At 69.3% G+C, this 20,327-nt stretch carries 24 protein-coding genes and 1 tRNA gene; 9 read left to right on the top strand and 16 right to left on the bottom strand.

What is annotated here, in order from left to right; genetic code table 11:
* Positions 1-17: 17 nt before the first annotated feature.
* From ACT4MF_RS15405 to ACT4MF_RS15385, 5 genes are all read right to left on the bottom strand, one after another.
* Positions 18-461 carry a DUF8048 family protein gene (locus ACT4MF_RS15405; protein ID WP_444683286.1) on the bottom strand — a complete coding sequence of 148 codons (444 nt, stop codon included), beginning with the start codon at positions 459-461 and terminating at the stop codon, positions 18-20.
* On the bottom strand, positions 461-793 hold the full coding sequence (locus ACT4MF_RS15400; RefSeq protein ID WP_099254673.1) for a MoaD-like domain-containing protein: 333 nt from the start codon (positions 791-793) through the stop codon (positions 461-463). Before ACT4MF_RS15400 ends, ACT4MF_RS15405 begins: the two co-directional genes overlap by 1 nt.
* Positions 790-1,077, bottom strand: coding sequence for a ubiquitin-like small modifier protein 1 (locus tag ACT4MF_RS15395; protein WP_099254672.1), 288 nt, complete (start codon positions 1,075-1,077; stop codon positions 790-792). The genes ACT4MF_RS15400 and ACT4MF_RS15395 overlap by 4 nt, the downstream gene beginning before the upstream one ends.
* 61 nt (positions 1,078-1,138) lie before the next feature.
* Entirely contained in the window at positions 1,139-1,522 is a 384-nt protein-coding gene (locus ACT4MF_RS15390; RefSeq protein WP_444683285.1) for a DUF7971 family protein, read from the bottom strand.
* A 67-nt stretch (positions 1,523-1,589) separates the two neighbouring features.
* The gene (locus ACT4MF_RS15385; protein WP_099254670.1) at positions 1,590-2,588 is read right to left on the bottom strand and encodes a phosphate signaling complex PhoU family protein; all 999 of its coding nucleotides are present in this window, start codon (positions 2,586-2,588) and stop codon (positions 1,590-1,592) included.
* 247 nt (positions 2,589-2,835) lie between these two features.
* On the opposite strand from ACT4MF_RS15385, the gene ACT4MF_RS15380 reads away from it, so the two are divergent.
* On the top strand, positions 2,836-3,243 hold the full coding sequence (locus ACT4MF_RS15380; RefSeq protein ID WP_444683284.1) for a MaoC/PaaZ C-terminal domain-containing protein: 408 nt from the start codon (positions 2,836-2,838) through the stop codon (positions 3,241-3,243).
* Between the two features lie 78 nt (positions 3,244-3,321).
* On the opposite strand, the gene ACT4MF_RS15375 is transcribed toward ACT4MF_RS15380, so the two are convergent.
* The 9 genes from ACT4MF_RS15375 to ACT4MF_RS15335 form a co-directional block, all read right to left on the bottom strand.
* Entirely contained in the window at positions 3,322-4,341 is a 1,020-nt protein-coding gene (locus tag ACT4MF_RS15375) for a 3-oxoacyl-ACP synthase (RefSeq protein ID WP_444683283.1), read from the bottom strand.
* Complete coding sequence (locus ACT4MF_RS15370) at positions 4,338-5,567, bottom strand: branched-chain amino acid ABC transporter permease (protein ID WP_245851532.1); 1,230 nt, start codon at positions 5,565-5,567, stop codon at positions 4,338-4,340. Before ACT4MF_RS15370 ends, ACT4MF_RS15375 begins: the two co-directional genes overlap by 4 nt.
* A gap of 106 nt (positions 5,568-5,673) precedes the next feature.
* Positions 5,674-6,711: a branched-chain amino acid ABC transporter permease gene (locus ACT4MF_RS15365; RefSeq protein WP_099254666.1), complete on the bottom strand. Its 1,038-nt coding sequence runs from the start codon at positions 6,709-6,711 to the stop codon at positions 5,674-5,676.
* Positions 6,708-7,406, bottom strand: coding sequence for an ABC transporter ATP-binding protein (locus ACT4MF_RS15360; protein WP_099254665.1), 699 nt, complete (start codon positions 7,404-7,406; stop codon positions 6,708-6,710). Before ACT4MF_RS15360 ends, ACT4MF_RS15365 begins: the two co-directional genes overlap by 4 nt.
* Positions 7,403-8,290 carry an ABC transporter ATP-binding protein gene (locus ACT4MF_RS15355; protein WP_444683302.1) on the bottom strand — a complete coding sequence of 296 codons (888 nt, stop codon included), beginning with the start codon at positions 8,288-8,290 and terminating at the stop codon, positions 7,403-7,405. The genes ACT4MF_RS15360 and ACT4MF_RS15355 overlap by 4 nt, the downstream gene beginning before the upstream one ends.
* Positions 8,290-9,711: an ABC transporter substrate-binding protein gene (locus ACT4MF_RS15350; RefSeq protein ID WP_444683282.1), complete on the bottom strand. Its 1,422-nt coding sequence runs from the start codon at positions 9,709-9,711 to the stop codon at positions 8,290-8,292. The genes ACT4MF_RS15355 and ACT4MF_RS15350 overlap by 1 nt, the downstream gene beginning before the upstream one ends.
* A 119-nt stretch (positions 9,712-9,830) precedes the next feature.
* A complete protein-coding gene (locus ACT4MF_RS15345) occupies positions 9,831-10,532 on the bottom strand; it encodes a helix-turn-helix domain-containing protein (protein ID WP_099255258.1) in 702 nt (233 codons plus the stop codon).
* 51 nt (positions 10,533-10,583) lie between these two features.
* Positions 10,584-12,167, bottom strand: coding sequence for an AMP-binding protein (locus tag ACT4MF_RS15340; protein WP_180271770.1), 1,584 nt, complete (start codon positions 12,165-12,167; stop codon positions 10,584-10,586).
* A gap of 1 nt (position 12,168) precedes the next feature.
* A complete protein-coding gene (locus ACT4MF_RS15335; protein WP_180271769.1) occupies positions 12,169-12,975 on the bottom strand; it encodes an alpha/beta fold hydrolase in 807 nt (268 codons plus the stop codon).
* 174 nt (positions 12,976-13,149) lie between these two features.
* Between ACT4MF_RS15335 and ACT4MF_RS15330 the strand changes: the two genes are divergently transcribed.
* The 4 genes from ACT4MF_RS15330 to ACT4MF_RS15315 all read left to right on the top strand — a co-directional run bounded on the left by ACT4MF_RS15330 (position 13,150) and on the right by ACT4MF_RS15315 (position 15,950).
* Positions 13,150-13,260: transfer RNA gene (locus ACT4MF_RS15330), tRNA-Glu, on the top strand.
* A 98-nt stretch (positions 13,261-13,358) separates the two neighbouring features.
* Positions 13,359-14,561, top strand: coding sequence for a cystathionine gamma-synthase (locus ACT4MF_RS15325; RefSeq protein ID WP_444683281.1), 1,203 nt, complete (start codon positions 13,359-13,361; stop codon positions 14,559-14,561).
* A 100-nt stretch (positions 14,562-14,661) separates the two neighbouring features.
* A complete protein-coding gene (locus tag ACT4MF_RS15320; RefSeq protein ID WP_099255256.1) occupies positions 14,662-15,609 on the top strand; it encodes a D-2-hydroxyacid dehydrogenase in 948 nt (315 codons plus the stop codon).
* 158 nt (positions 15,610-15,767) lie between these two features.
* Complete coding sequence (locus tag ACT4MF_RS15315) at positions 15,768-15,950, top strand: hypothetical protein (protein ID WP_099255255.1); 183 nt, start codon at positions 15,768-15,770, stop codon at positions 15,948-15,950.
* Between the two features lie 134 nt (positions 15,951-16,084).
* Here ACT4MF_RS15315 and ACT4MF_RS15310 read toward each other — a convergent pair whose 3' ends face one another.
* Positions 16,085-16,651 (bottom strand): peptidylprolyl isomerase, encoded by a 567-nt coding sequence (locus ACT4MF_RS15310; protein ID WP_444683280.1) that lies wholly within the window; start codon positions 16,649-16,651, stop codon positions 16,085-16,087.
* A 134-nt stretch (positions 16,652-16,785) separates the two neighbouring features.
* On the opposite strand from ACT4MF_RS15310, the gene ACT4MF_RS15305 reads away from it, so the two are divergent.
* The 3 genes from ACT4MF_RS15305 (at position 16,786) to truA (ending at position 18,425) form a co-directional block, all read left to right on the top strand.
* Positions 16,786-16,986 (top strand): XapX domain-containing protein, encoded by a 201-nt coding sequence (locus ACT4MF_RS15305; RefSeq protein ID WP_095637343.1) that lies wholly within the window; start codon positions 16,786-16,788, stop codon positions 16,984-16,986.
* A 72-nt stretch (positions 16,987-17,058) separates the two neighbouring features.
* On the top strand, positions 17,059-17,547 hold the full coding sequence (locus tag ACT4MF_RS15300) for a universal stress protein (protein ID WP_099255253.1): 489 nt from the start codon (positions 17,059-17,061) through the stop codon (positions 17,545-17,547).
* Positions 17,544-18,425: a tRNA pseudouridine(38-40) synthase TruA gene (gene truA / locus ACT4MF_RS15295; protein WP_444683279.1), complete on the top strand. Its 882-nt coding sequence runs from the start codon at positions 17,544-17,546 to the stop codon at positions 18,423-18,425. Before ACT4MF_RS15300 ends, truA begins: the two co-directional genes overlap by 4 nt.
* 1 nt (position 18,426) lies before the next feature.
* On the opposite strand, the gene ACT4MF_RS15290 is transcribed toward truA, so the two are convergent.
* Positions 18,427-18,960, bottom strand: coding sequence for an Rrf2 family transcriptional regulator (locus ACT4MF_RS15290; RefSeq protein WP_099255251.1), 534 nt, complete (start codon positions 18,958-18,960; stop codon positions 18,427-18,429).
* Positions 18,961-19,404: 444 nt separating this feature from the next.
* Between ACT4MF_RS15290 and ACT4MF_RS15285 the strand changes: the two genes are divergently transcribed.
* Complete coding sequence (locus ACT4MF_RS15285; protein ID WP_444683278.1) at positions 19,405-20,322, top strand: NAD+ synthase; 918 nt, start codon at positions 19,405-19,407, stop codon at positions 20,320-20,322.
* Positions 20,323-20,327 lie beyond the last annotated feature (5 nt).

Below are 20,327 nucleotides of genomic sequence, written 5' to 3'. Positions count from 1 at the left end.
TGGCCGCAACCGGGGCGTCACGCTTCGTCGCGGGCTTCGGAGACGCCGATCACGACGCCGGATCGGATCTCCAGCGCGGTCTCGAACTCGGCCCGCCGGTCGTCGTCGCCGGCGCGCTCGACCGCTGTCTCGTGGGCGCGGGCGACGGCGTCGCGCTCCCGGTCCGTGAGCCCGAGCCGGTCGGCGACCCGCTCCCAGTGGTCGGGCTCGACGAGGAACGTCTCGCGGTCGGGCTCCGCCGCGATCCGTTCGTACCGCCGCCGATATTCGTCGACGTTCGGCCCGAGGTGGGCCTGCACCCGCGCGAGTAGCTCGGGGAGGCGCTCGGCGGGGACGCTCGCGAGCGCCGCCGTCTTCACGAGCGCCGTCCCCTCGATCGGGTACGGGCCGGGCGAACCGGAGTCACCGTCGGCGGGGTCGGCGTCCCGAGCGCCGTCAGTCGGCGAACTCCCGTCGCTCATCACCCACCCGCTCGCATCGCCTTCTGCCGGTATTTCGGGAGCAGCGCCGCGAGCGCGTCGGGGTCGCCCGCGAACGACGCGGTCACTTCCGTGAGCGAGATGGCGCCGGCGGCCGTCACCGTCTCCGCGCTGAGCGCGGCGCGCCACCCGTCGCCGTCCACGCGGGTCGCCTCCGCGGGATCGTCGGTGCCCACGAGTTCGCCGCCGAGGTTGACGAGGTAGTGCGCCGCGAGCCGCCGCGAGATCCCGCGGTACGCGACCTCCTCGCGCGTCCAACCCTCCTCTGCGGGCGGGCGGCTCTCGGCGTCGCTCTGGCCGCCGGCGTCGCTCATGCCTCGCACCCGCCAGCGACCGGCGGGAACACGGAGAGCCGGTCGCCGTCGCCGAGCGGGGTTTCGAGCCCGTCGAGGTGGAGCACCTCGCGGCCGTTCTTCAGGACGTTGATCTGCGGGGCGAGGTCGCCGTCGACGATCAGTCGACCGTCCATCCCCTCGTACTCCGCCTCCAGCTCCCGCAGCACGTCGCCGACGGTCGAGCCGTCCGCGAACTCAGCGGTGACGGTCTTCCCCCCAGCGGCCTCGCGGAACGTCGCGAAGAACCGCAGTTCGAGTTCCATGGGTACCCATCGGGCCGCGGCGGCTTAAAAACGGGCGACACCGCGGCTCGGTCGGCGTCGCCTACAGATCGGACAGGCGGATCCCGTCCTCCACGAGCCGGAAATTACGCTCGCGACCGAGATCGTCGCCGAGCCACTCGTGCTCGTACAGCTGCCCGATGAGCTCCACGTAGAGGTTCCGCCACGCGATGGCGTATATCGGCGACTGTCCCCACGCGCGCAGCTCCGGCACGAACTCGTGGTACGTGCTCGCCTGCGCTTCCATGCGCTCGACCGCGTCGGCGACGATTTCGGCCGCCTCACCCGGCTCCGCGTCCGCGATTTCGTCGTTCAGTCGGGACTGGATCCCGGCGATCGCGCGTCGCATGTCCTGCTCGGCGGTACCGTCCTCGTCGGGCAGCGACTCGACGACCCCTTTCGGCACGCCGAGTTCGATCTCAGGCATGCTGATCGATCCGGCGGCGACGCCCAAAAAACCCGCTTGCCCGGCCGCCGCGTTTCGAGGCCGAGAGTCACGGCGTCGGCGCGGCCTTCTGAAGCGCCGTCTCCGCGACGTTCCCGCCGTAATCGGCCGAGCGGAGCACCGAGTCGACCACCAGCCCGAGCAGCTGCGCGCGGGCGGGGTCCAGATCCCGGAGCAGCTCGTCGATCGCCCGCACCCGCTCGTCGATCGCCCGGACGCGGGTGCGCGCCTCGTTCGCGAGGCGCGTCGCATCCTCGCTCTCGTCCGCGAACAGCGCGTCCATCGCGGTGTCGATCACCTCGACCGCGTCGCCGTAGAGCTCGTTGACGGCCTCGATCACGTCGTCGGGCAGCGGCTCTTCGATGCTCAGCGTCAGATGGGCGATCTTCGTCGCGTGGTCGCCGATCCGTTCGAGTTGGCGAGCGCTGGAGTGGTAGTCGAAACACTCCTCGCGCGGGAGCCCGAGCTCCTCGGCCGCCTTCGGCGTCCGGAGCGTCGCCCGGAAGATCCGCGAGACGACGAGCCAGAGCCGGTCGAGGTCGTCGTCCCGCCCGATCACGTCGCGCGCGAGGTCGTGGTCGCGCTCGGAGAGCGCCGCGATGGCGTCTTCGAGCATCGACAGCGAGATCAGTCGCATCCGGGTGACGGCGTTGTGGATCGACAGCTCGGAGGAGTCGAGCAGATCCTGTACGACCACCCGATCGCGAGTCTCCTCTAACACCTCCAGCCCGACGAGCCCCTGGACGGCCTCGCGAACCGTCGACCGCTGCTCGGTGGTTATCTCGGGGCCTTCGAGTTCGATCACGTCGAACCCGCTGACGTACATCGTCGTCACCGCGCGGGTGAGCGCCTGCCCCGACAGGTCCGAGATGTCGAGGGTCCCGCGGGTGCGGTCTTCTTCGGAAAGCGGGGTGAGAAACAGCGAGTCACCGTCGGGGTGGAACTCGATCTCGGTTCCCGCCTCGACGCCGTTGTCCGTCGCCCACGTCTTCGGAATCGAGACCGTGTACGTCGAACCGCCGGTGACTTGCACCTTCCTCGTCTCCATACGTAGCAGTCACACTCCGTCTCCCTTAAACCTATCCGAAATATATATTGCCGTTTGAACTTCTCTAGGTGCCGATATACTACTGTACAAACAAACTATCGGGAGGACTCTCGTCGCACAACGTGTTCACCGGCCCAAAAATAAGTAAGATATATAGCAGTATATAGTTATATGGTGGCACGGCCGCCCCGCCGAGGTTCGAGGGTGAACCCCGGGGTTGAGGCGGCCCCCGGTCGATCCGGTACCCATGCCAATCGCGACCGTCGGCGAGTCGGCGTCCCACGACGTACAGGTCACGACGGAGACGATCGACGCGTTCGCGGCACTCTCCGGCGACGAGAACCCGATCCACCTCGACGAGTCGTACGCCGCGGAGACGATGTTCGGGGGCCGGGTCGCTCACGGAATGATCGCGGCCGCGGCCGTCTCGGCGGCGCTCGCGTCGCTGCCGGGAGACATCGTCTACCTTCAGCAGGACCTCACCTTCGAGGACCCGGTTCGGCCGGGCGAGACGGTCAGGGCCGCGGTCGAGGTCATCGAGGAACTGGAGAGCGACCGGCTCCGCGTGCGGACGGAGGCGTTCGTCGACGCGCGCGAGGAGCGCGTCCTCGACGGCGAGGCGATCGTCCTGTCGCTCCCGCACGACGACGGATAACCGAGGCAGAGCGGCGCCGACCGGTGAGGTGACGCCGGGCAAGCGGGAGACGAAACGACGTGTCGGCCGCCACTCAGGTCAGCCGTGCCACCGGAGCACCGTCGCCGCCCACGTGTATCCGGTCCCGGCGGCGAGGAAGCAGACGAGATCGCCGGGGGTGAGCCGGTCGGCCGCCGCGCCCTCCTCCACGGCAAGCGCCTGATCGACGCTCTGGACGTGGCCGTACTCGTCGAGGTAGTAGCCGTCGCGCTCCGGGTCGAGCCCGAGCTCCGAAAGCACGCGCTCGTGGAACGACCGCTTCATGTGGGTGAGCGCGACGAAGTCGAGGTCGTCGCGTTCGAAGCCGGACCGCTCCAGCGCCGCATCCGCGACCGAGCAGAACGCCGGGAGCGAGACCGGAGCCAGCCGTTGTTTCATTCCGTCCGGGTCGGGAACGGTGAGCGTGTGGAGCCCCTCGCGAACGGTCTCCTCGCTCGGCGGGCGCTTCGATCCGCCGGCGGGCATCACCACGTCGTCGGCGAAGGAGCCGTCGGTCTCGGCGGCGCTCGCGTGGACGGTCGCCCGGGCGCGGTCGCCGGGGTCCGACTCGACCACGAACGCGCTCGCGCCGCTCCCGAAGTTGAACATGAACGACGCGTCCTCGTCCCCGTAGTCGACGAGGTCCTCCTCGCGGCTCGCGGAGACGAGCAGGGCGGTGTCGGTCTCTTCGACCTGCAGCTGGGCTGTCACCTGCCGGAGCGCGATCGGTGCGCCGGCACAGAGCGTGTAGCTCTCGGTAGCGTAGGCGTTCTCGGCGCCGATCTCCTCGGCGATCGCGGCCGCGGCCGACCACACGACGTGGTCTTTGAACTCCGAGCCGTGGTAGAGGACGAGATCGACGGCGTCGGGCGCCACCCCAGCGTCGGCGAGCGCCCCGCGAGCGGCCGTGGCAGCCATGTCCGTCGCGTGGTCGCCGTCGGGCGGGCAGACCCGCTTCTCGGCGACGCCCATCTTCTCGACGACGACCGTCTCCGGGATCCCGCTGATCTCCGCGATCTCCGCCCCGGTGATCCGTTCCGAGGGGACGTACGTGTCGAGTCCGGTGATTCCGACCGTCATCGTCGGTACCTCCGCAGTCGCTCCGGAAGCCGCTTTCCGACGGCGCCGTCGAGCCGGTCTCGGACCGTCCCGAGGATACCGTTGGGGACGAACAGCACGAACAGCACGAAGACGATCCCGAGGTAGAGGGGCGCTCGCCCGTCGACAGCGGTGTTGACGAACAGCTCGAGGCTGACGCCGAACAGGTCGGCGCCGAGGACCGCCTCCGGCAGCCCTTCCCGGAGGTACGTCGCGAGCCCGCCGCTTTCGGTCGAGAGGACGTCCTCGAGCCACTGGTGGAACGCCGTGCCGTACAGCGGCCCGGCCAGCGTGCCGAACCCGCCGATGATCGTGGTGATCAGCGCGTCGGCGGTAACGAGGAAGAAGTACGAGTTGTCCGGGGACACCGACCGGGAGTACGCCGCGAAGATGCCGCCGGCGATCGCCCCGAAGAACCCGCTGATGGCGAACGCGGCCATCTTGAACCAGTAGGTCGAGTAGCCCACCGCCCGGGCGCGCTCCTCGTTTTCGCGGATCGCGACCATCACCCGCCCGAACGGCGAGTGGAGGATCCGCTGCATGGCGAAGTACGAGACCAGGACGACCGCCCCGAGCGCGTAGTAGGAGACGACGGTCGCCGACACGTCGATCCCGAGCCCGAGCAGGTTCTGGATGCTGTCGCCGGTGAGGCGGCCGACCTTGAGGCTCAGGGCGTCGACGTACGGGACGCCGATCGCGAGGCCGTCGCCGCCGATCGTCGTCCCCTCTGTCGGGTTCGAGGACACGTACCCCCACGACCGGATCAGCTCGTAGATCACCTGCGCGAACCCGAGCGTGATCATCGCGAAGTAGACCCCGGTGAGCCGGAACGAGACGGAGCCGATCACCAACGCCACCCCGCCCGCGAGCACCGCGCCGAGCAGGAGCGTGATCATGAACGGCGTGCCTCCCGGGACGCCCGGGATCTGTCCGTTGGCGGCGAGGGCGACGAAGTAGGCGCCGGTGCCGTAGAAGGCGGCGTGACCGAACGAGAGGTACCCGGTGTACCCGCTGATGAAGTCGAAGCTCATCGCGAACAGCCCGAGGTACAACACGACGATCATGAACGTGATTCCCGGCAGGAACGCCGTCGTCTCGTCGGCCAGCGGCGACGCTAACAGCGCGCCGTTCACCGGCGGATACAGCAGGAACGCCAGCGCGACCGCGAGGTGAACGGCGTGGTCGCGGGCGTACTCGGAGAGGCTCACGCTGCGATCGCCTTCGCTCTCCGCGCTGTGACGCTCGCCCCGTTCACCCTCGGTCTCGTCGGGCGCGGCGGCGTCCGTCCCGCCGTCGTCGGAGGGACCAGGATCGCTAATGGCCGCCCACCTCCTCGACGCCGTAGAGACCCTGCGGACGGACGACCAGCATGCCGACCAGGAGCAGGAAGATCGTCACCTCGGAGAGGCCCGAGAAGGTGACGATGCCGGTGGTGAACAGCCACGTCGTCACGGAGTCGGCGATCCCGACGATCCCCGCGGCGACGACGGTCCCCCGGAAGCTGCCGAGCCCCCCGATGATCACGACGACGAACGCGTACAGCAACACGTCGATGCTCAACAGGACGCTCGGCCCCCAGATCGGATCCCACATCAGCAGGACCCCGCCGACGGCGGCGAGGCCGGTGCCGACGCCGAAGACGACGGTGAAGGCCCGCCGCACGTCGATCCCGAGCGCCTGAACCATCTCCGTGTCCTCGCTGCCCGCCCGGATGTAGAGCCCGTACAGCGTCCGGGTGAGGAACAGCCAGACGGCGACGAGAACGATGCCGCCGATCAGGACCTCGAAGAGGTAGAGCCGGCGAACCGCGATCCCGAAGAGATCCGTCCGGCCCAACAGCACGTCCGGGATGGTTCCCATCGGCGCCTGCCACTGCGGGTCCGGTTGGATGCCCCGCAGCGTCAACACGATCCGGACGACCTCCTCGATGATGAGCGAGACGCCGAACGTGAGGAGGATCTGGTAGGTCGGCGTCCGGTCGTAGATCGGCCGGATGAGCTTCAACTCGATGGCGCTGCCGGCCGCGGTCGCGACCGCGAACACGATCGCCATCGCGACGAAGAAGAGCCCGATCGTCGCGAGCGTCCCCGTCCCGGAGCCGACGACCAACACGAGCACGAGGCCGCCGAGGTACGCCCCGACCATCGTGACCGCGCCGTGCGCGAAGTTGAGCACGCCCATCAGGCCGAACACGAGGGTGAGACCCACGGCGATGGTGAAGTACACCGCGGCCTTGCCGAGCCCCTCGACCAGCACGCGCACGGCGGTCCGAGCCCCGTCGAGGGCGCCGCCCGTCGCGAGCAACGGTGCGGGGTCGGCCACCCCGATCGCGACCGATGTCGCCCCAGTCATGCGGTGAGATACCTCCGGATGCGTTCGTCGTCGCTCGTCACGCCGGCGGTGTCGCCCTCCTCGACGACGACGCCGTGGTCGACGAGGTAAAACCGGTCGGCCAGATCCATCGCGAGCCGGAAGTTCTGTTCGACGAGCACCATGGTGGTGTCGGCGGAGGCGGCTCGCAGCGCCTCGACCACGTCCGAGACGATCTGCGGCGCGAGCCCCTCGCTGGGTTCGTCGACGAGCAGGAGGTCGTTGTCGCCCAACATCCCGCGGGCGATCGCGAGCATCTGCTGTTGGCCGCCGCTCAGGTCGCCGGCCTCCTTGTCGGCGAACCGCTCTAAGGCCGGGAACAGGTCGTACGCCTCGTCGAGCCGGGCGTCGGGGTCGACCGCGGCGTGCGCCGCGACCCGCAGGTTCTCGGCGACCGTGAGGTGTGCAAACACTCGGCGGTCCTCCGGCACCCACCCCATCCCGCTGTCGGCGATCGTGTGCGGCTCGGTGCCGGTCACGTCCTCGCCCTTGAACCGCACCGTCCCTCGCCGCGGCGGCGTCAGCCCGAGCGCGGTCCGGAGCGTCGTCGTCTTCCCGACCCCGTTGCGCCCGACGAGCGCGACGATCTCACCGTCTTCGACCGACAGGTCGAGCCCCTGGAGGATGTGGCTCTCGCCGTAGTAGGTGTGGACATCGTCGAGCTCAAGCAGGCTCACCGCCGACCACCTCCGCGATGAGGTGCGCCCGGCGGGAAGCCGCCGTCGGTCGCGGCCGGGGAGGCGCTGCCTCCGTCGCCGCCGTCGCCGCCGTCGGTCGCGTTGCCCTCGCGACCGTACCCACCGAGGTACGCCTCTTGGACCGCCTCGTCGCCGCGGACCGACTCGGGCGGGCCGTCGGCGATGAGCTCGCCGCGGTGGAGCACGGCGATCCGGTCGGAGATCCCCATCACGACCTCCATGTTGTGCTCGATCAACATCACGGAGTGATCGGCGGCCACGTCCTCGATCAGCGCGACCACGTCGTCGACGCCCTCGCTGGAGACGCCGGCCGTCGGCTCGTCCAACAGGAGGAGGTCGGGGTCGCCGGCGAGCGCGACGCCGACCTCCAGGCTGCGCTTCTCGCCGTGGCTGAGGTTCTCCGCGACGGTCTCGGCCTCCGATGCGAGCCCGATCCGCTCCAGGATCGCGGACGCCTCCTCGTAGTGGGCGTCGAACGAGCGCACGTTCCGCCACAGCTTCCAGGCGTCCCTGCCGCGAGCCGCCTGTGCCGCGATCCGGACGTTCTCCAGCACCGTGAGCGTCGGGAAGAGGTTCGTGATCTGGTACGACCGGTGGATCCCCGCGAGCGCCGTCGCGTGCGGGGGCGCCTCCGTGATGTCGCGGGCGCCGTTCGACCCGCCCTCATCCCCGCCCGGCGCGAACCGGATCGCGCCGTCCGACGGCTCCAACACCCCGGTCAGGAGGTTGAAGAACGTCGTTTTCCCGGCGCCGTTCGGCCCGATCAGCGAGCAGAGCTCGCCGGACTCCAGCGCGAAGTCGACGCCGTCGACCGCGGTGATCCCGCCGAACCGCTTCGTCAGCCCGTCGGTTTCGAGCAGCATCACAGCGAGCAGCCGGCGTCCTCTTCGGGGACCATGACCGATTCGGGATCGAGCCGTTCGAGGGGTTCGCCGGGCATGATCGGCGCGTCCCACGTGTCGGCGTACTCGTCGCTGGTCGGAACCGGCCAGGCGACGGTCATCTGGGAGGCGGCCTGGTTGTTGTGGCCTTGGAACGTGTAGCCGTCGGCGCCCTTCGGCGTGTCGGCGACGGTCATCCCGCGCAGCGCCTCCGCGATGTCGGCGCTGTCGGTCGACCCGGACTCCGTGACCGCCTGCGAGAGCGCCGACGCCGCCGTGAACGTCCCGGAGCTGAACAGGTCGGGGACGATGTCGTAGGCGTCGACGTGCATCTGTCGGAACTCCTCGTTGATCGGGTTCTCGTACTGGTTCCAGTGGTACCGACTGGTGAACGGCCCGAGCCCGGCGTCCTTGATGTCCTGCTCGGTGAAGTCCTCGCCGAGCGCCGACTCGATCGTGCCGCCGATGAGCTGGGTCGTCAGCAGCGCCGCGAACCCGCCGAACACCTGCACGTCGAACGAGATCCCCGAGGTGAGGAACTGCGGCAGCGTCGACGCCGTGAACCCGCCGACGACCCCCGAGGCGCCGTCCGAGACGGCCTCCTCGAAGAGCCCGTCGAACTCAGAGTAGCCGACCTCGACGAACCGCGGCTCCAACACCCCGACTCCCTGGCTCTCGAGGACCGCGGTGTAGTTCTCCGCGACGCTCTGGCCGAAGGCGTTGTCGGACGCGAACACCGCGACCGTGTCGATGTCGAAGTTCTCGGCGACGTACGTGCCGCCCGCACGCGCGTCCATCGCGGTGTGCTCGCTCGCGCGGAACGCCAGCGGGTGACAGAACTCGTCGCTCACCGTGATGCCCGCGTCGGCCGCGGGGCCGATCAGGTACGGCACGTCAGTCTCGTCGACGACCGTGTCGATCAGGCGTCGCGCGCTGTCCGAGGACGTGCCGCCGAAGAGGACGTCGACGTCCTCGTCGACGACGAGGTCCGTCGCGACGCTCTGGGCCGTGTCGGGGCTGAATCCGGTGTCCTCTACGATGATCTCGTAGGTCGGGCCGTCGTCCGGATCCAGCGTGTACGTGCCCGGCGTGAGCTCCTCCACCGGGTCGACGCCGTGTTTGTACGCCAGCCCGGAGTAGAACCCCATCAGACTGATCTGACCGTAGTACTTGAGGTCGCCCGACGTAGGCTGGACCGCGCCGATCCGGACCGTCTCCTCGGAGACACCGCCCCCGCCGCCTCCGTCGTTCCCGTCGCTCCCGTCCGACCCGTCGCCCCCACCGCCGTCGTCGCTCCCGTCGCCGCCGTTGCCCGTGCAGCCGGCGAGGCCGGCCAGCCCGACTCCCCCGACCGCGGCACCAGTTCGTCGCAGATACGATCGCCGTGTGGTCACGTCTCGCATACCAATAACGGTGTGAACACACCGACAAAAGGGGGCGAGTTAAGATGTTAACAAGCGACGCGGGAATACCCCAAACCGACTCGTTCGGGCGCTGAGCGGTGCGGTTCCGAATCCGGTCATTAGTTTATCCGATCGAGCGCGGCGACGACGCTGCGGAGCAGTTTCTTCTCGCCGCGGCGCATGTTCTTTGAGACCGCCGCGGTCGACACGTCGAACTCGTCGGCGAGGGTCGACAGCGTCGCGTCGCGAGGCGACTCGAAGTACCCCTCCTCGGCGGCGGTCTCGATCGTGTCGCGCTCGACGTCGGTGAGATCGCGGCAGGCGTCAAGCATCGTCGACGCCGCGTTCGCGTTCCGCATCGTGTCGAACAGCGACTCCATCGACAGCTCAGACTGGTCTTCGACGACGAACTCGTTGCCCTTCTCGAGGTCGTGGAGCGCCGCTTCCGTCGTCGCCTCGTCGTCGAACCCCACCTGCCACTGCTCGGAGCCGTCCGCGATGCGGAACGGGCCGGTGATGTACCCGCCGTGGTCGGTGATCGTCGACATCGCGTTCGTCTCCTCGATGACGGTCCGGATGATCGCGGTGCCATCCTGCTTCGAGAACTGCTTGTACTCCGCCATGTTCTCGTGGTCGCGGAGCGCCGCGAGCCCCTCGCCCAGCTCGTAGCGGTCCGACGACTCGACGAGCAGCCGCGTCTCCAACTGCTCGGCAGCCGTGTCGAGCTGCCAGTGCATCGCGGAGAAGTCGACATCGTGGTCGGCGGACGTATCGATGAACGGGCAGTCGAACTGCTCCATATCCATCGTGACGTCGATCATGGCCAGCCGTTATCCCCCACATATATAACGGTTGTTCCTTAGAGACACGTTTCACTCTCCGAACCGCTCTTCGATGGCCGTTCGGTCGATCTTCGACGGCCCGGAGGTGGGCATCTCGTCGACGAACGCGAGCGCTTTCGGCACCGCGAACCGTGCGACGCGGGAGGCGAGGTGTGACTCCACGTCGTCGAGCGTCAGCGACTCGTCGCCCACGAGCACCGCCTTCCCGACGGTCCCCCACTCCTCGCTCGGGACCCCGACCACCACGGCTTCCTCGATCCCCGGGTGGTCCGTGAGCGCGTCCTCGACGCGGGGCGGATACACGTTCTCGCCGCCGGAGACGAACATGTTCTTTTTGCGCCCCTCGATGTGGTAGTAGCCGTCGTCGTCGATCCGGGCCAGATCGCCGGTCGAGACCCAGTCGCCGAACGTGTCGGCGGTCGCTTCCGGGTTGTTCCAGTAGCCGTCGGCGGCCGCGGGACCGGCGAGTTCCAGCTCCCCGACCGTCCCGTCGGGCACCCGCCCGTCGTCGTCAACGACGCGAGCGTCGACCCCGAGCGCGGGGACGCCCACGCTCTGCGTCTTCTCGTCCGGGAACCCGTCGGGCATCGCGAAGTTATTCGGACCGCACTCGGTGAGCCCGTACCCCTGCGAGATCTCGACGCCGCGATCGCGCCACGCCTCGATCACACTCTCGCGGCAGGGCCCCCCACCGCTCTTGACGAATCGGAGCGTCGAGAGGTCCGTCGTCTCCCAGTCGTCGTGCCGGGCCATCATCCGGAGCACGGCGGGGACTGCCACGAGCGTCGTGGCCCCCTCCCGCTCCACGTTGGCGAGGACGCGACCGGGGTCGACCTCCGGGCTCAGGAGGATTCGCGCGCCCATCTGGAAGAAGGGGACCGTGAGCACGTTCCAGCCGCCGGTGTGGAACATCGGGAACACCATCGGGGTCACGTCGTCCTCGCGGAGCCCCCACGCCGTGATCGTGTTGAACCCGTTCCAGTGGATCGCCCCGTGGCTTATCACCGTCTCCTTCGGAACGCCCGTCGAGCCGCCGGTGTGAAGGAAGAGATGGGGGTCCGCGGGCGACACCGACGCCGTCTCGACCGGCGACCCGTCGGTGGGAAGATCGGCGGTGTACGGTCGCCACGCGTTGTCTTCGTCGGTGGGAATCGCCCGAACGGGGGGTTCCGCGTCGGCGCGTTCCAAGGCGTCGACCACGTCGCCCTCGAACGGCGTCTCGACCATGAGCAGCCCGGGGTCGACATCGCCGAGGACCGCGGCCAGCTCGCGCTCGGCGAGTCGGTGCGACAGCGGGGCGAGCACCGCGCCGATCTTGCCGGTCGCGAAGAACAGGTCCACCAGTTCCACCCGATTCCGCGAGATCACCGCGACTCGGTCGCCCTTCGCGACGCCGGCGTCGCGGAGGAACCGAGCGGTGCGGTTGGCGCGCTCGTCGAGGTCGGCGTACGTGTACTCTTCGCCGGCGACGGTGTCCGTGACGGCGACGCGGTCCGGGGAGAGGCGGGCGCGCCGCGCCGACAGCGACCCCACCCAGTCGTACCCCCGGTCGGCGTGCGGGTGCGGTCTGGAGTCGTCGGTGCCACCGGTCGCCCGCGGATCGTTCGCCTCCATGTCAGGCCACCTCGTCGAGGAACGACCGGATCCGACTGTCGATCGCGTCCCGCTCCTCGATGAAGAAGAGGTGTGGACCGCCCTCGACCCGCTCGACGCTCGCGTGCGGGAGCTGCGCGGCGAGCAGCTCCGCGTTCCCGACGGGGAGCACCCGGTCGTCGGTGCCGTGGAGCACGAGCGTCGGAACGGAGATCTCGTCGAGCCGGTCGGTCGCGTCGAACGCGGTCACCGCCGCGGCCTGCGCCTCTCGGCCGCTCGGCGTCGCGTCGCCGGCGAGCCGCCAGTCGACGATCCGGTCGACGAGGTCGGGCTCGCGCTCGTAGAACCCGTCGCTCACGGCGGGCTCCATCAGGTATCTGATTCGCTCGCGCGGGCCGAGGTCGTCGGGCGCGGAGAAGATGTGTTCCCGTACCTCGGCCGGCATCTCCGGGGCCTCTTCACCCCCCGGCGAGGTGCACAGCAGCGTCAGCGAGGCGACTCGGTCGTCGGCGAGCGCGAGCTCCTGCGCGATCATCCCGCCCATCGACGCCCCGCAGACGTGGACGCGGTCGACGTCGCGGTCGTCGAGGACGGCCCGCGCGTCGGCGGCCATCTCGCTGATCGCATACGGGCCGTCGGGCGCGTCGGAGTCGCCGGTACCGCGGTTGTCCGGCCGAAGCACCTCGTACTCGTCCGCGAGGTCCTCGGTCAACCACCGCCACATCCAGCGACCGTACCCCAGCCCCTCCAACAGGAGTACCGTCGGACCGTCGCGCGGCCCGTCGACGGCGTAGTGGATATCGACGCCGTCGCGTGTCACTCTCGGCATACGAAAACGAAGCACGTGCCGCCCTATCAACCTGCACGTTAACCTTTCAACCGGTGGGGTCGATCGCCCGGAACGGTCAGCGAACCGAACGATGGCGCCGCCACCCTGCCGACGCTTCCCACGGTGCCGCGACTTGAGAAGAGTTAAATCGGATGCGGCATTACCCGAAATTGCGCTCGGTTGGTGTAGTCCGGCCAATCATGTTGGCCTTTCGGCAGACGCGGCGCGACGGCGCGCCGGTTTGGAAGACAGCCGACGACCAGGGTTCAAATCCCTGACCGAGCACTTTTCACAGCCTCACACCGTTTAGCGACGGCGCCCGCTGTTGGCACGCTCCGGCTCTGAAGGGGAAGAATCACCTCCCTCGGCGACGACCGCCGAGTATGAGCGACCGATCCGACGCCGGCGAGGGCGATGAGTCCCGCGAGGGCGACGACCGCCACTTCGAGACACGCGCCATCCACGCCGGGCAGGAGCCCGACCCGGAGACCGGCGCGCTGATGACGCCGATCCACGCGAACTCCACGTACCAGCAGGACGGGCCGGGCGAGCACCGCGGCTACGAGTACAGCCGGACCGGGAACCCGACCCGGACCGACCTCGAAGCCAACCTCGCCTCGCTGGAGTCGGGGAGCCACGCGCGCTGTTTCGCCTCCGGGATGGCCGCCATAAACACCGTCTTGAACCTCCTCGAATCCGGAGACCACGTCGTCGCCGGCGACGACGTGTACGGCGGGACCCACCGGATCCTCACGCAGGTGTACGAACAGTACGACATCGAGACCTCGTTCGTCGACACGACCGACCACGACGCGGTCCGGGACGCGATGCGCGAAGAGACGGAGCTGGTGTGGGTCGAGACGCCGACGAACCCCCTGATGAACGTCAACGACATCGGTGCCCTCGCCGAGATCGCCCACGCGAACGACGCGCTCTGTGCGGTCGACAACACGTTCGCGACCCCGTACCTCCAGCGCCCGCTCGAACACGGCGCCGACATCGTCTCCCAGTCGCTGACGAAGTACCTCGGCGGTCACTCCGACACCATCGGCGGCGCGCTGATCGTGGACGACGCCGATCTCGACGAGCGGCTCGGCTTCTACCAGAACTCGGTCGGCGCGACGCCCGGCCCCTTCGACTCCTTCCTCGTGCTTCGCGGGACCAAGACGCTCTCCGTCCGGATGGACCGCCACTGCGAGAACGCGATGGAGCTGGCCGAGTGGCTGGAGAGCCACGACGACGTGAGCCGCGTCTACTACCCCGGGCTGGAGAGCCATCCCGACCACGAGCTGGCGGCCGAGCAGATGGACGCGTTCGGGGGCATGCTCTCCTTCGAGTTCGACGGCACCCTCGACCAGGCGTCGACGGTCGTCAGCGAGACCGACGTGTTCACCCTCGCGGAGTCGCTCGGCGGCGTCGAGAGCCTGATCGAGCAGCCCGCCGCGATGACCCACGCCGCGATCCCCCGCGAGGAGCGGCTCGCGGCCGGGCTCACCGACGGCCTCATCCGGGTGTCGGTGGGGATCGAGCACGCCGACGACATGAAGGCCGACCTGCAGGCCGCGTTCGACGCGGCGCTGGAGTAGGCGGTGGGGGGAACGGCGGCGAGACGCCAGCGGCCCGCCGATGCCGGCAGCGGTCGCCGGACGAACACCCTTTTTACTCGTTGCGACGAGTCTCTCCGCCATGAGCGACCCAGACATCCTCGTGTTGCGACAGACGATCCACGGCTCGGATGGCGCGGAGCTGGCCGCGGCGATCCGCGAACGCCTCCCCGACCGATCGGTCGCGCTGGCGCGGACGCCGGCGGAGGAGCGCGAGCTGCTGGAGACCGCGCGGGTCGCGGTCGGGCTCACCATCGACGAGGAGCTGCTGGCCGTCGCCGAGAACCTGGAGCTGTTCGCGTGCGTGTTCGCCGGCACCGGCCACCTCCCGCGCGAGGCGCTCGCGGACCACGGCGTCGCCCTGACGAACGCCTCGGGGGTCCACGGCCCGAACATCGCCGAACACGTGCTCGGGTCGATGATCACGCACGCCCGCCAGTGGACGCGCGCGCATCGCCAGCAGGACCGCCGGGAGTGGCGGAGCTACGAGACGACCGAGGTGTACGGGTCCACCGTCGCAGTCGTCGGGCTCGGCGCGATCGGCTCGGCGATCACCGACCGGCTGGAGCCCTTCGACGTCGACACGACGGGCGTCAGGTACTCGCCCGAGAAGGGCGGCCCGACCGACGAGGTGTACGGGTTCGACGAGTTCCACGACGCGATCGCGGACGCCGAGTACGTCGTGCTCGCGTGCCCGCTCACGGAGGCGACCCGCGGGCTCGTCGACGCCGACGCGCTTCGGTCGATGCGGGCTGACGCGGTCCTCGTCAACATCGCGCGCGGACCGGTCGTCGACACGGACGCGCTCGTCTCGGAGCTCCGGAACAACCGCATCGGCGGGGCCGCGCTCGACGTGACCGACCCCGAGCCGCTCCCCGAGGACCACCCGCTGTGGGGGCTCGGAAACGTGACGATCACCCCGCACAACGCCGGTCACACTCCACACTACTACGAGCGCGTCGCCGACATCCTCGCCGGGAACGTCGGCCGACTCGACGACGGGGAGGAGCTGGAGAATCGGGTCGTGTAACTGCGACTCTTCGTCGAGTCGCTCGCGCGCCCCGGAAGCCACAGCGCGCGACGCAGTCGTTCGCTGACTGGCGCGAGTTGCGACGAGGCGGTTTGCCAGCTCCGCCGCGCACGAGTATGGATAAACACTATCCGTTGGTGCGTCCAACCGACCAGTCGATGCACGGTGAGTCCCTCCAGCGGCTTGCGATTCTGTTAGGCGTGATCGCCTGCTTCGGAGCGATCCGAATCTACGGACAGGGGTTCGGCTACGTCTGGCCGTACACGGCTCTCATGTGGCTCTCGGTGATCGTCGGGGCGTACGGATTCCACCGGTCCCGCGAGGAGCGCCTCGCTCGGTAAGCCGCCCGGCCGCGAATCCGGTCGCCGACTGACGTGCATAACCCGCCCGTACCGAGCGACGCGGGGCCGAACCGTCCGTCCGCTGGTGACGTCGACCGGCCGATCTACCGATACACGGCTCCGCGAGCAGAGTCCTACTCGTCGACCGTGACCCGCTCGATCTCCACCGTGTCGCGGGGCTCGTCGCGGCGGTCGGTCGGGACGGAGCCGATCTCCTCGACCGCGTCCATCCCGTCGATGACCTGCCCGAAGACGGCGTGCTTGCCGTCGAGGTGGGGCGTCGCGTCCAGCGTGATGAAGAACTGCGAGCCGTTCGTGTTCGGGCCGGAGTTCGCCATCGAGAGGATGCCCGGGCCGTCGTGAGTCAGGTCGTCGTGGAACTCGTCGTCGAACTGGTAGCCGGGGCCGCCGCGACCGTTCTGCTGCGGGTCGCCGCCCTGGATCATGAAGTCCTCGATGACGCGGTGGAAGACGTTGCCCTCGTACAGCGAGTCGCCGCGGACCTCGCCGCTCTCGGGGTCCTCCCACGTGTTCGTCTCGCGGGCGGGATCCGCGTCGGCGGCGGGGTCGTGACGCGCCAGCCCGAGGAAGTTCTCGACCGTCTTCGGCGCGCGGTCCTCGAACAGCTCGACGACGACGTCGCCGTGATTCGTGTGAAGCGTCACCTGCGGGTTGTCGGGGTTGGAAACCTCTCGTGCCATGTTCCCGTGGAGGAGCGCCCGTCTGAAAACCCTGCCCATCCGCGGCGTCGGCGGGGAGTTCGCGACTGCCCATCGGTCTCACCGCACCGACCGCGAACGTCGGCCTTAAGAACCAACGACGCCGAATCGGCGACATGAGTTCCACGCCCGTGCTGACGGTCGCGGCCCTGATCGTCGGCCTCACCGTCGGCGCGCTGTTCGCCTTCCTCCGCGTGCCCATTCCCGCCCCGCCCGAGCTGCCGGGGGTGGTGGCCATCGTCGGGATCTATCTGGGGTTCAAGCTCGTCGGCTACGCCGGTGTCGGCTTCGACCTGCTCGACGCGCTCGGGCTGTAACCTCGCCGCCCCGCGGCGTCGGTCCATCCGACGGCCGGTACCGTTTTGCATCCGGCGGGCGGAGCCTCGCGTATGTACGACGACATCCTCCTTCCAGTGGCGCCGGGCGGCGAAGGGAACGACGCCATACCGCACGCCAAAAGCCTCGCGGAGCGCTACGACGCGACCGTGTACGTCGTCTCCGCCATCGACACGATCGCCCAGACGCTTCGCGGCCCACAGGCCGGCGCGTTCGCGGAGCGCGTCGAGGACGCGGCCGCGGAGCGGGTCGAGACCGTGACGGCGGAGCTGGAGTCGGCGGGCATCGAGGTGGTCGGCAACGTCATTCAGGGTGAGCCGGTCGACGTCATCGAGAACGCGATCGACGACGTGGGTGCCGACATCGTCGTGATGCCGAGCCACGCGCGCTCCGGCCTCCGGCGCGTCCTCCTCGGGAGCGTCACCGAGAAGATCGTTCGCGTCTCTCCCGTCCCGGTCGTCACGGTGCCGATGGCCGACCTGGAGGAAGCGGCGGACTCGGAGGCGGCCGTCGGCGCGGGCGACGCCGCCGACGCGGAGTGACCGACGGGCCGACGGCGACCCGCGCGTTCCGGGTCGCGTACGACGGCCGCGAGTACGCCGGTTTCCAGCGGCAGCCGCACGCGACGACCGTCGAGGGGACCCTGCTGCGCGCGCTCGCCGAACACGGGGTCATCGACCGCGGCGACGGGCCCACGCACGCGACGCCGCCGGGGTACGCCGCCGCGGGCCGGACGGACGCCGGCGTCTCCGCGGTCGCGCAGACGGTCGCGTTCGCGGCGCCCGATTGGCTCACGCCGCGGGCGTTCAACGGGCACCTCCCGGGCTCGGTGCGGGTCTGGGCGGCCGCCGACGTGTCTGAAGGGCTTCACGCGACTCACGACGCGACCCGGCGGACCTACCGCTATCACCTGTACGCGCCGGCCCGCACCGCGGAGCCGGAGCGAGATCACGCGGTCGACGACGGTCGCGTTCGGGACGCGCTCGCTCGGTTTTCCGGCGAGCACGACTTTCACAACCTGACGAGCGACGAGACCGGAACCGTCCGAGACCTGGACGCGACCGCGACCCGAGACGGGGACCTCCTCGTCGTCGAGGTGAGCGCCGGGGGGTTCCCGCGGAAGCTCGTGCGCCGACTCGTCGCCGCGGTCCGCGCGGTCGGCCGCGGCACGTCGGACGGCTCCCTGATCGACCGTCTGCTCGCCCCCGATCCGGTCCCCGGAGAGTTCGGCGTCGGGCCCGCGCCGCCCGAGCCGCTGGTGCTCTGGGACGTGAGCTACGGGGGTGTCGAATTCGAGGTCGACCCCGAGGCGGCCGAGAGCGCGCGCGTCGCCTTCGGAGACCGGTACCGCGACGCCCGACACGCCGCCGCGGCGACGGGGGCGATCCGGTCTCGGATCGCGGGACCGGACCGGTCGTGACCTACGCCGCCTGCTCGCCGCCCCCCGTCTCCATCCCCTCGACGCGGACCAACAGGGTGTTGCCGTCGACGTGCGTCGCGTCGACGACCCCCGAGAGCCGGAGCCCCTCGCCCGGCGTCGGACCGACGGTCACCCGGTCGCCGGCGTCGAAGGTGCCGACCGGACCGCGGATCACGAGCTCCGCCCGACACAGTTCGGGGTTGGCGACGCTGGAGAGGTCGATCTCCTCGACGTTCACGCCCTCTACCGGATCGCCCTCGCACTCGACGGGCGTGGTCGCGGCGCCGTCCATCCGCTCGACGCCGAGCGTCTCGTAGGCCGCGTCGGTCGGGACGTAGCCGCCCTTCGGTCCGGCGACGCCCTCTACCAGACCCACGTCGCGCAGGCTCTGCATCCGGTTTCGAACCGTCCCGGCGTTTCGGTCGATCGACTCGGCGATCCGCGCTCCCGACACCGGCCGATCCGCGTTCTCTGCGAGGTTTACGAGCGCCGTGAGCACTCGTTTCTGACTGCTCGTGAGCTGTATCGTCGACATGCGCGTATCGAGCGACCAGCATTGGATAAGTGTTGTGATAAAATCACCTTATATGGTTGATAAGGAATGTCATGGCGAGATAATTTTGTGTATTTTGTGTTCTACCGTGCTTTTGAACCCTATCGTGGCATTACCGAATCCCAATGCGACTGCTTCTGTATCCCGGAGGTCTTTTGAGATTTTGTTGGGTGTATGATTTTGTATTGGATGCAGAATAGATCTTACTGTGTGTTATTCGTGTAATTCCTTAAACAACCCCTACCACGAGTATTTACCCGTCGATTCGAAAGCGGTGGACGACTATGAGCCATCGAACCGACGCCCGTACGTGTCGGCCGGACGCCCGCGATCCGGGGTCCGTTCGGATCGCCGGAACATCGTTCGCTTCGCTCGGGTTCTCCTCGGGCGGATCGGTCCCAAGGCGGTCGTTCGGGGGGCGGACCGATGGGTGACCCGCAGCCGACCGCGTTCGAGTCGGAGACCGTGCCCGACCGCTCCGCGGCCCCGGCGTCGGGGACCGCGGATCAGCGGGACCGTGCGGACCTCGCTGACGGCACCGAATCGCTGGACACACCCGACCCGGCCGCGGAGCGCGAGCGGATCCGGGCGTTCATCCAGGACGCGGTCGCGGACGCGAGCGCGGACGGGGTGGTCGTCAACATGAGCGGCGGCCTCGACTCGACGGTCACGGCGGCGCTGGCGGTCGAGGCGCTCGGGGCCGACCGCGTGTACGGGCTTATTCTCCCCTGTAACAAGGTCGGGGCGCCGCACGCCCGCGACGCCGAGGCGCTCGCGGACGCGCTCGGGATCGACCACGACACCGTCCACCTTCAGCCGCTGTTCGCGCAGTTCGGTGCGGTCGCACCCGACCGGTTCGACCTCCACGACGAGCCGGTTCGGTCCGGGAACGCGATCGCGCGGCTCCGGATGGCCGTGGCGTATCTCGCCGCCAACGCGACGAACCGGCTCGTCTGCGGGACGACCAACCGGAGCGAACACCTGCTCGGCTACGTGACGAAACACGGAGACGGCGCCGCGGACCTGCTGCCGCTCGGACACCTGTACAAGACCGACGTTCGCGCGCTCGCCGAGGAGCTCGACGTGCCCGCGTTCGTCGTCGAGAAGCCGCCGACAGCGGGGTTTCTCCCCGGACAGCGCGACGCCGACGATCTCGGCGCCCCGTACGACGTGATCGATACCGCGCTGCGGCTGGCCGTGGATCGCGGGCTCGACGCGGAGACGGTCGCCGAACGGGTCGCGACCGAGGCCGACGGGGAGACGGTCGCGGAACTGCTCGCGCGCCACCGCGCGACGGCGCACAAGCGCGCGCCGCCGCCGATGCCGGAGGGCCGCGGGAACTGACCGGC

Origin of the sequence: Halorubrum sp. FL23, from assembly GCF_052439115.2 — an archaeon.
Taxonomy (GTDB): Archaea; Halobacteriota; Halobacteria; order Halobacteriales; family Haloferacaceae; genus Halorubrum; species Halorubrum persicum.
The sequence above is the reverse complement of the archived record's forward strand: the minus strand, read 5'-3'. Positions and strand labels throughout refer to the sequence as shown.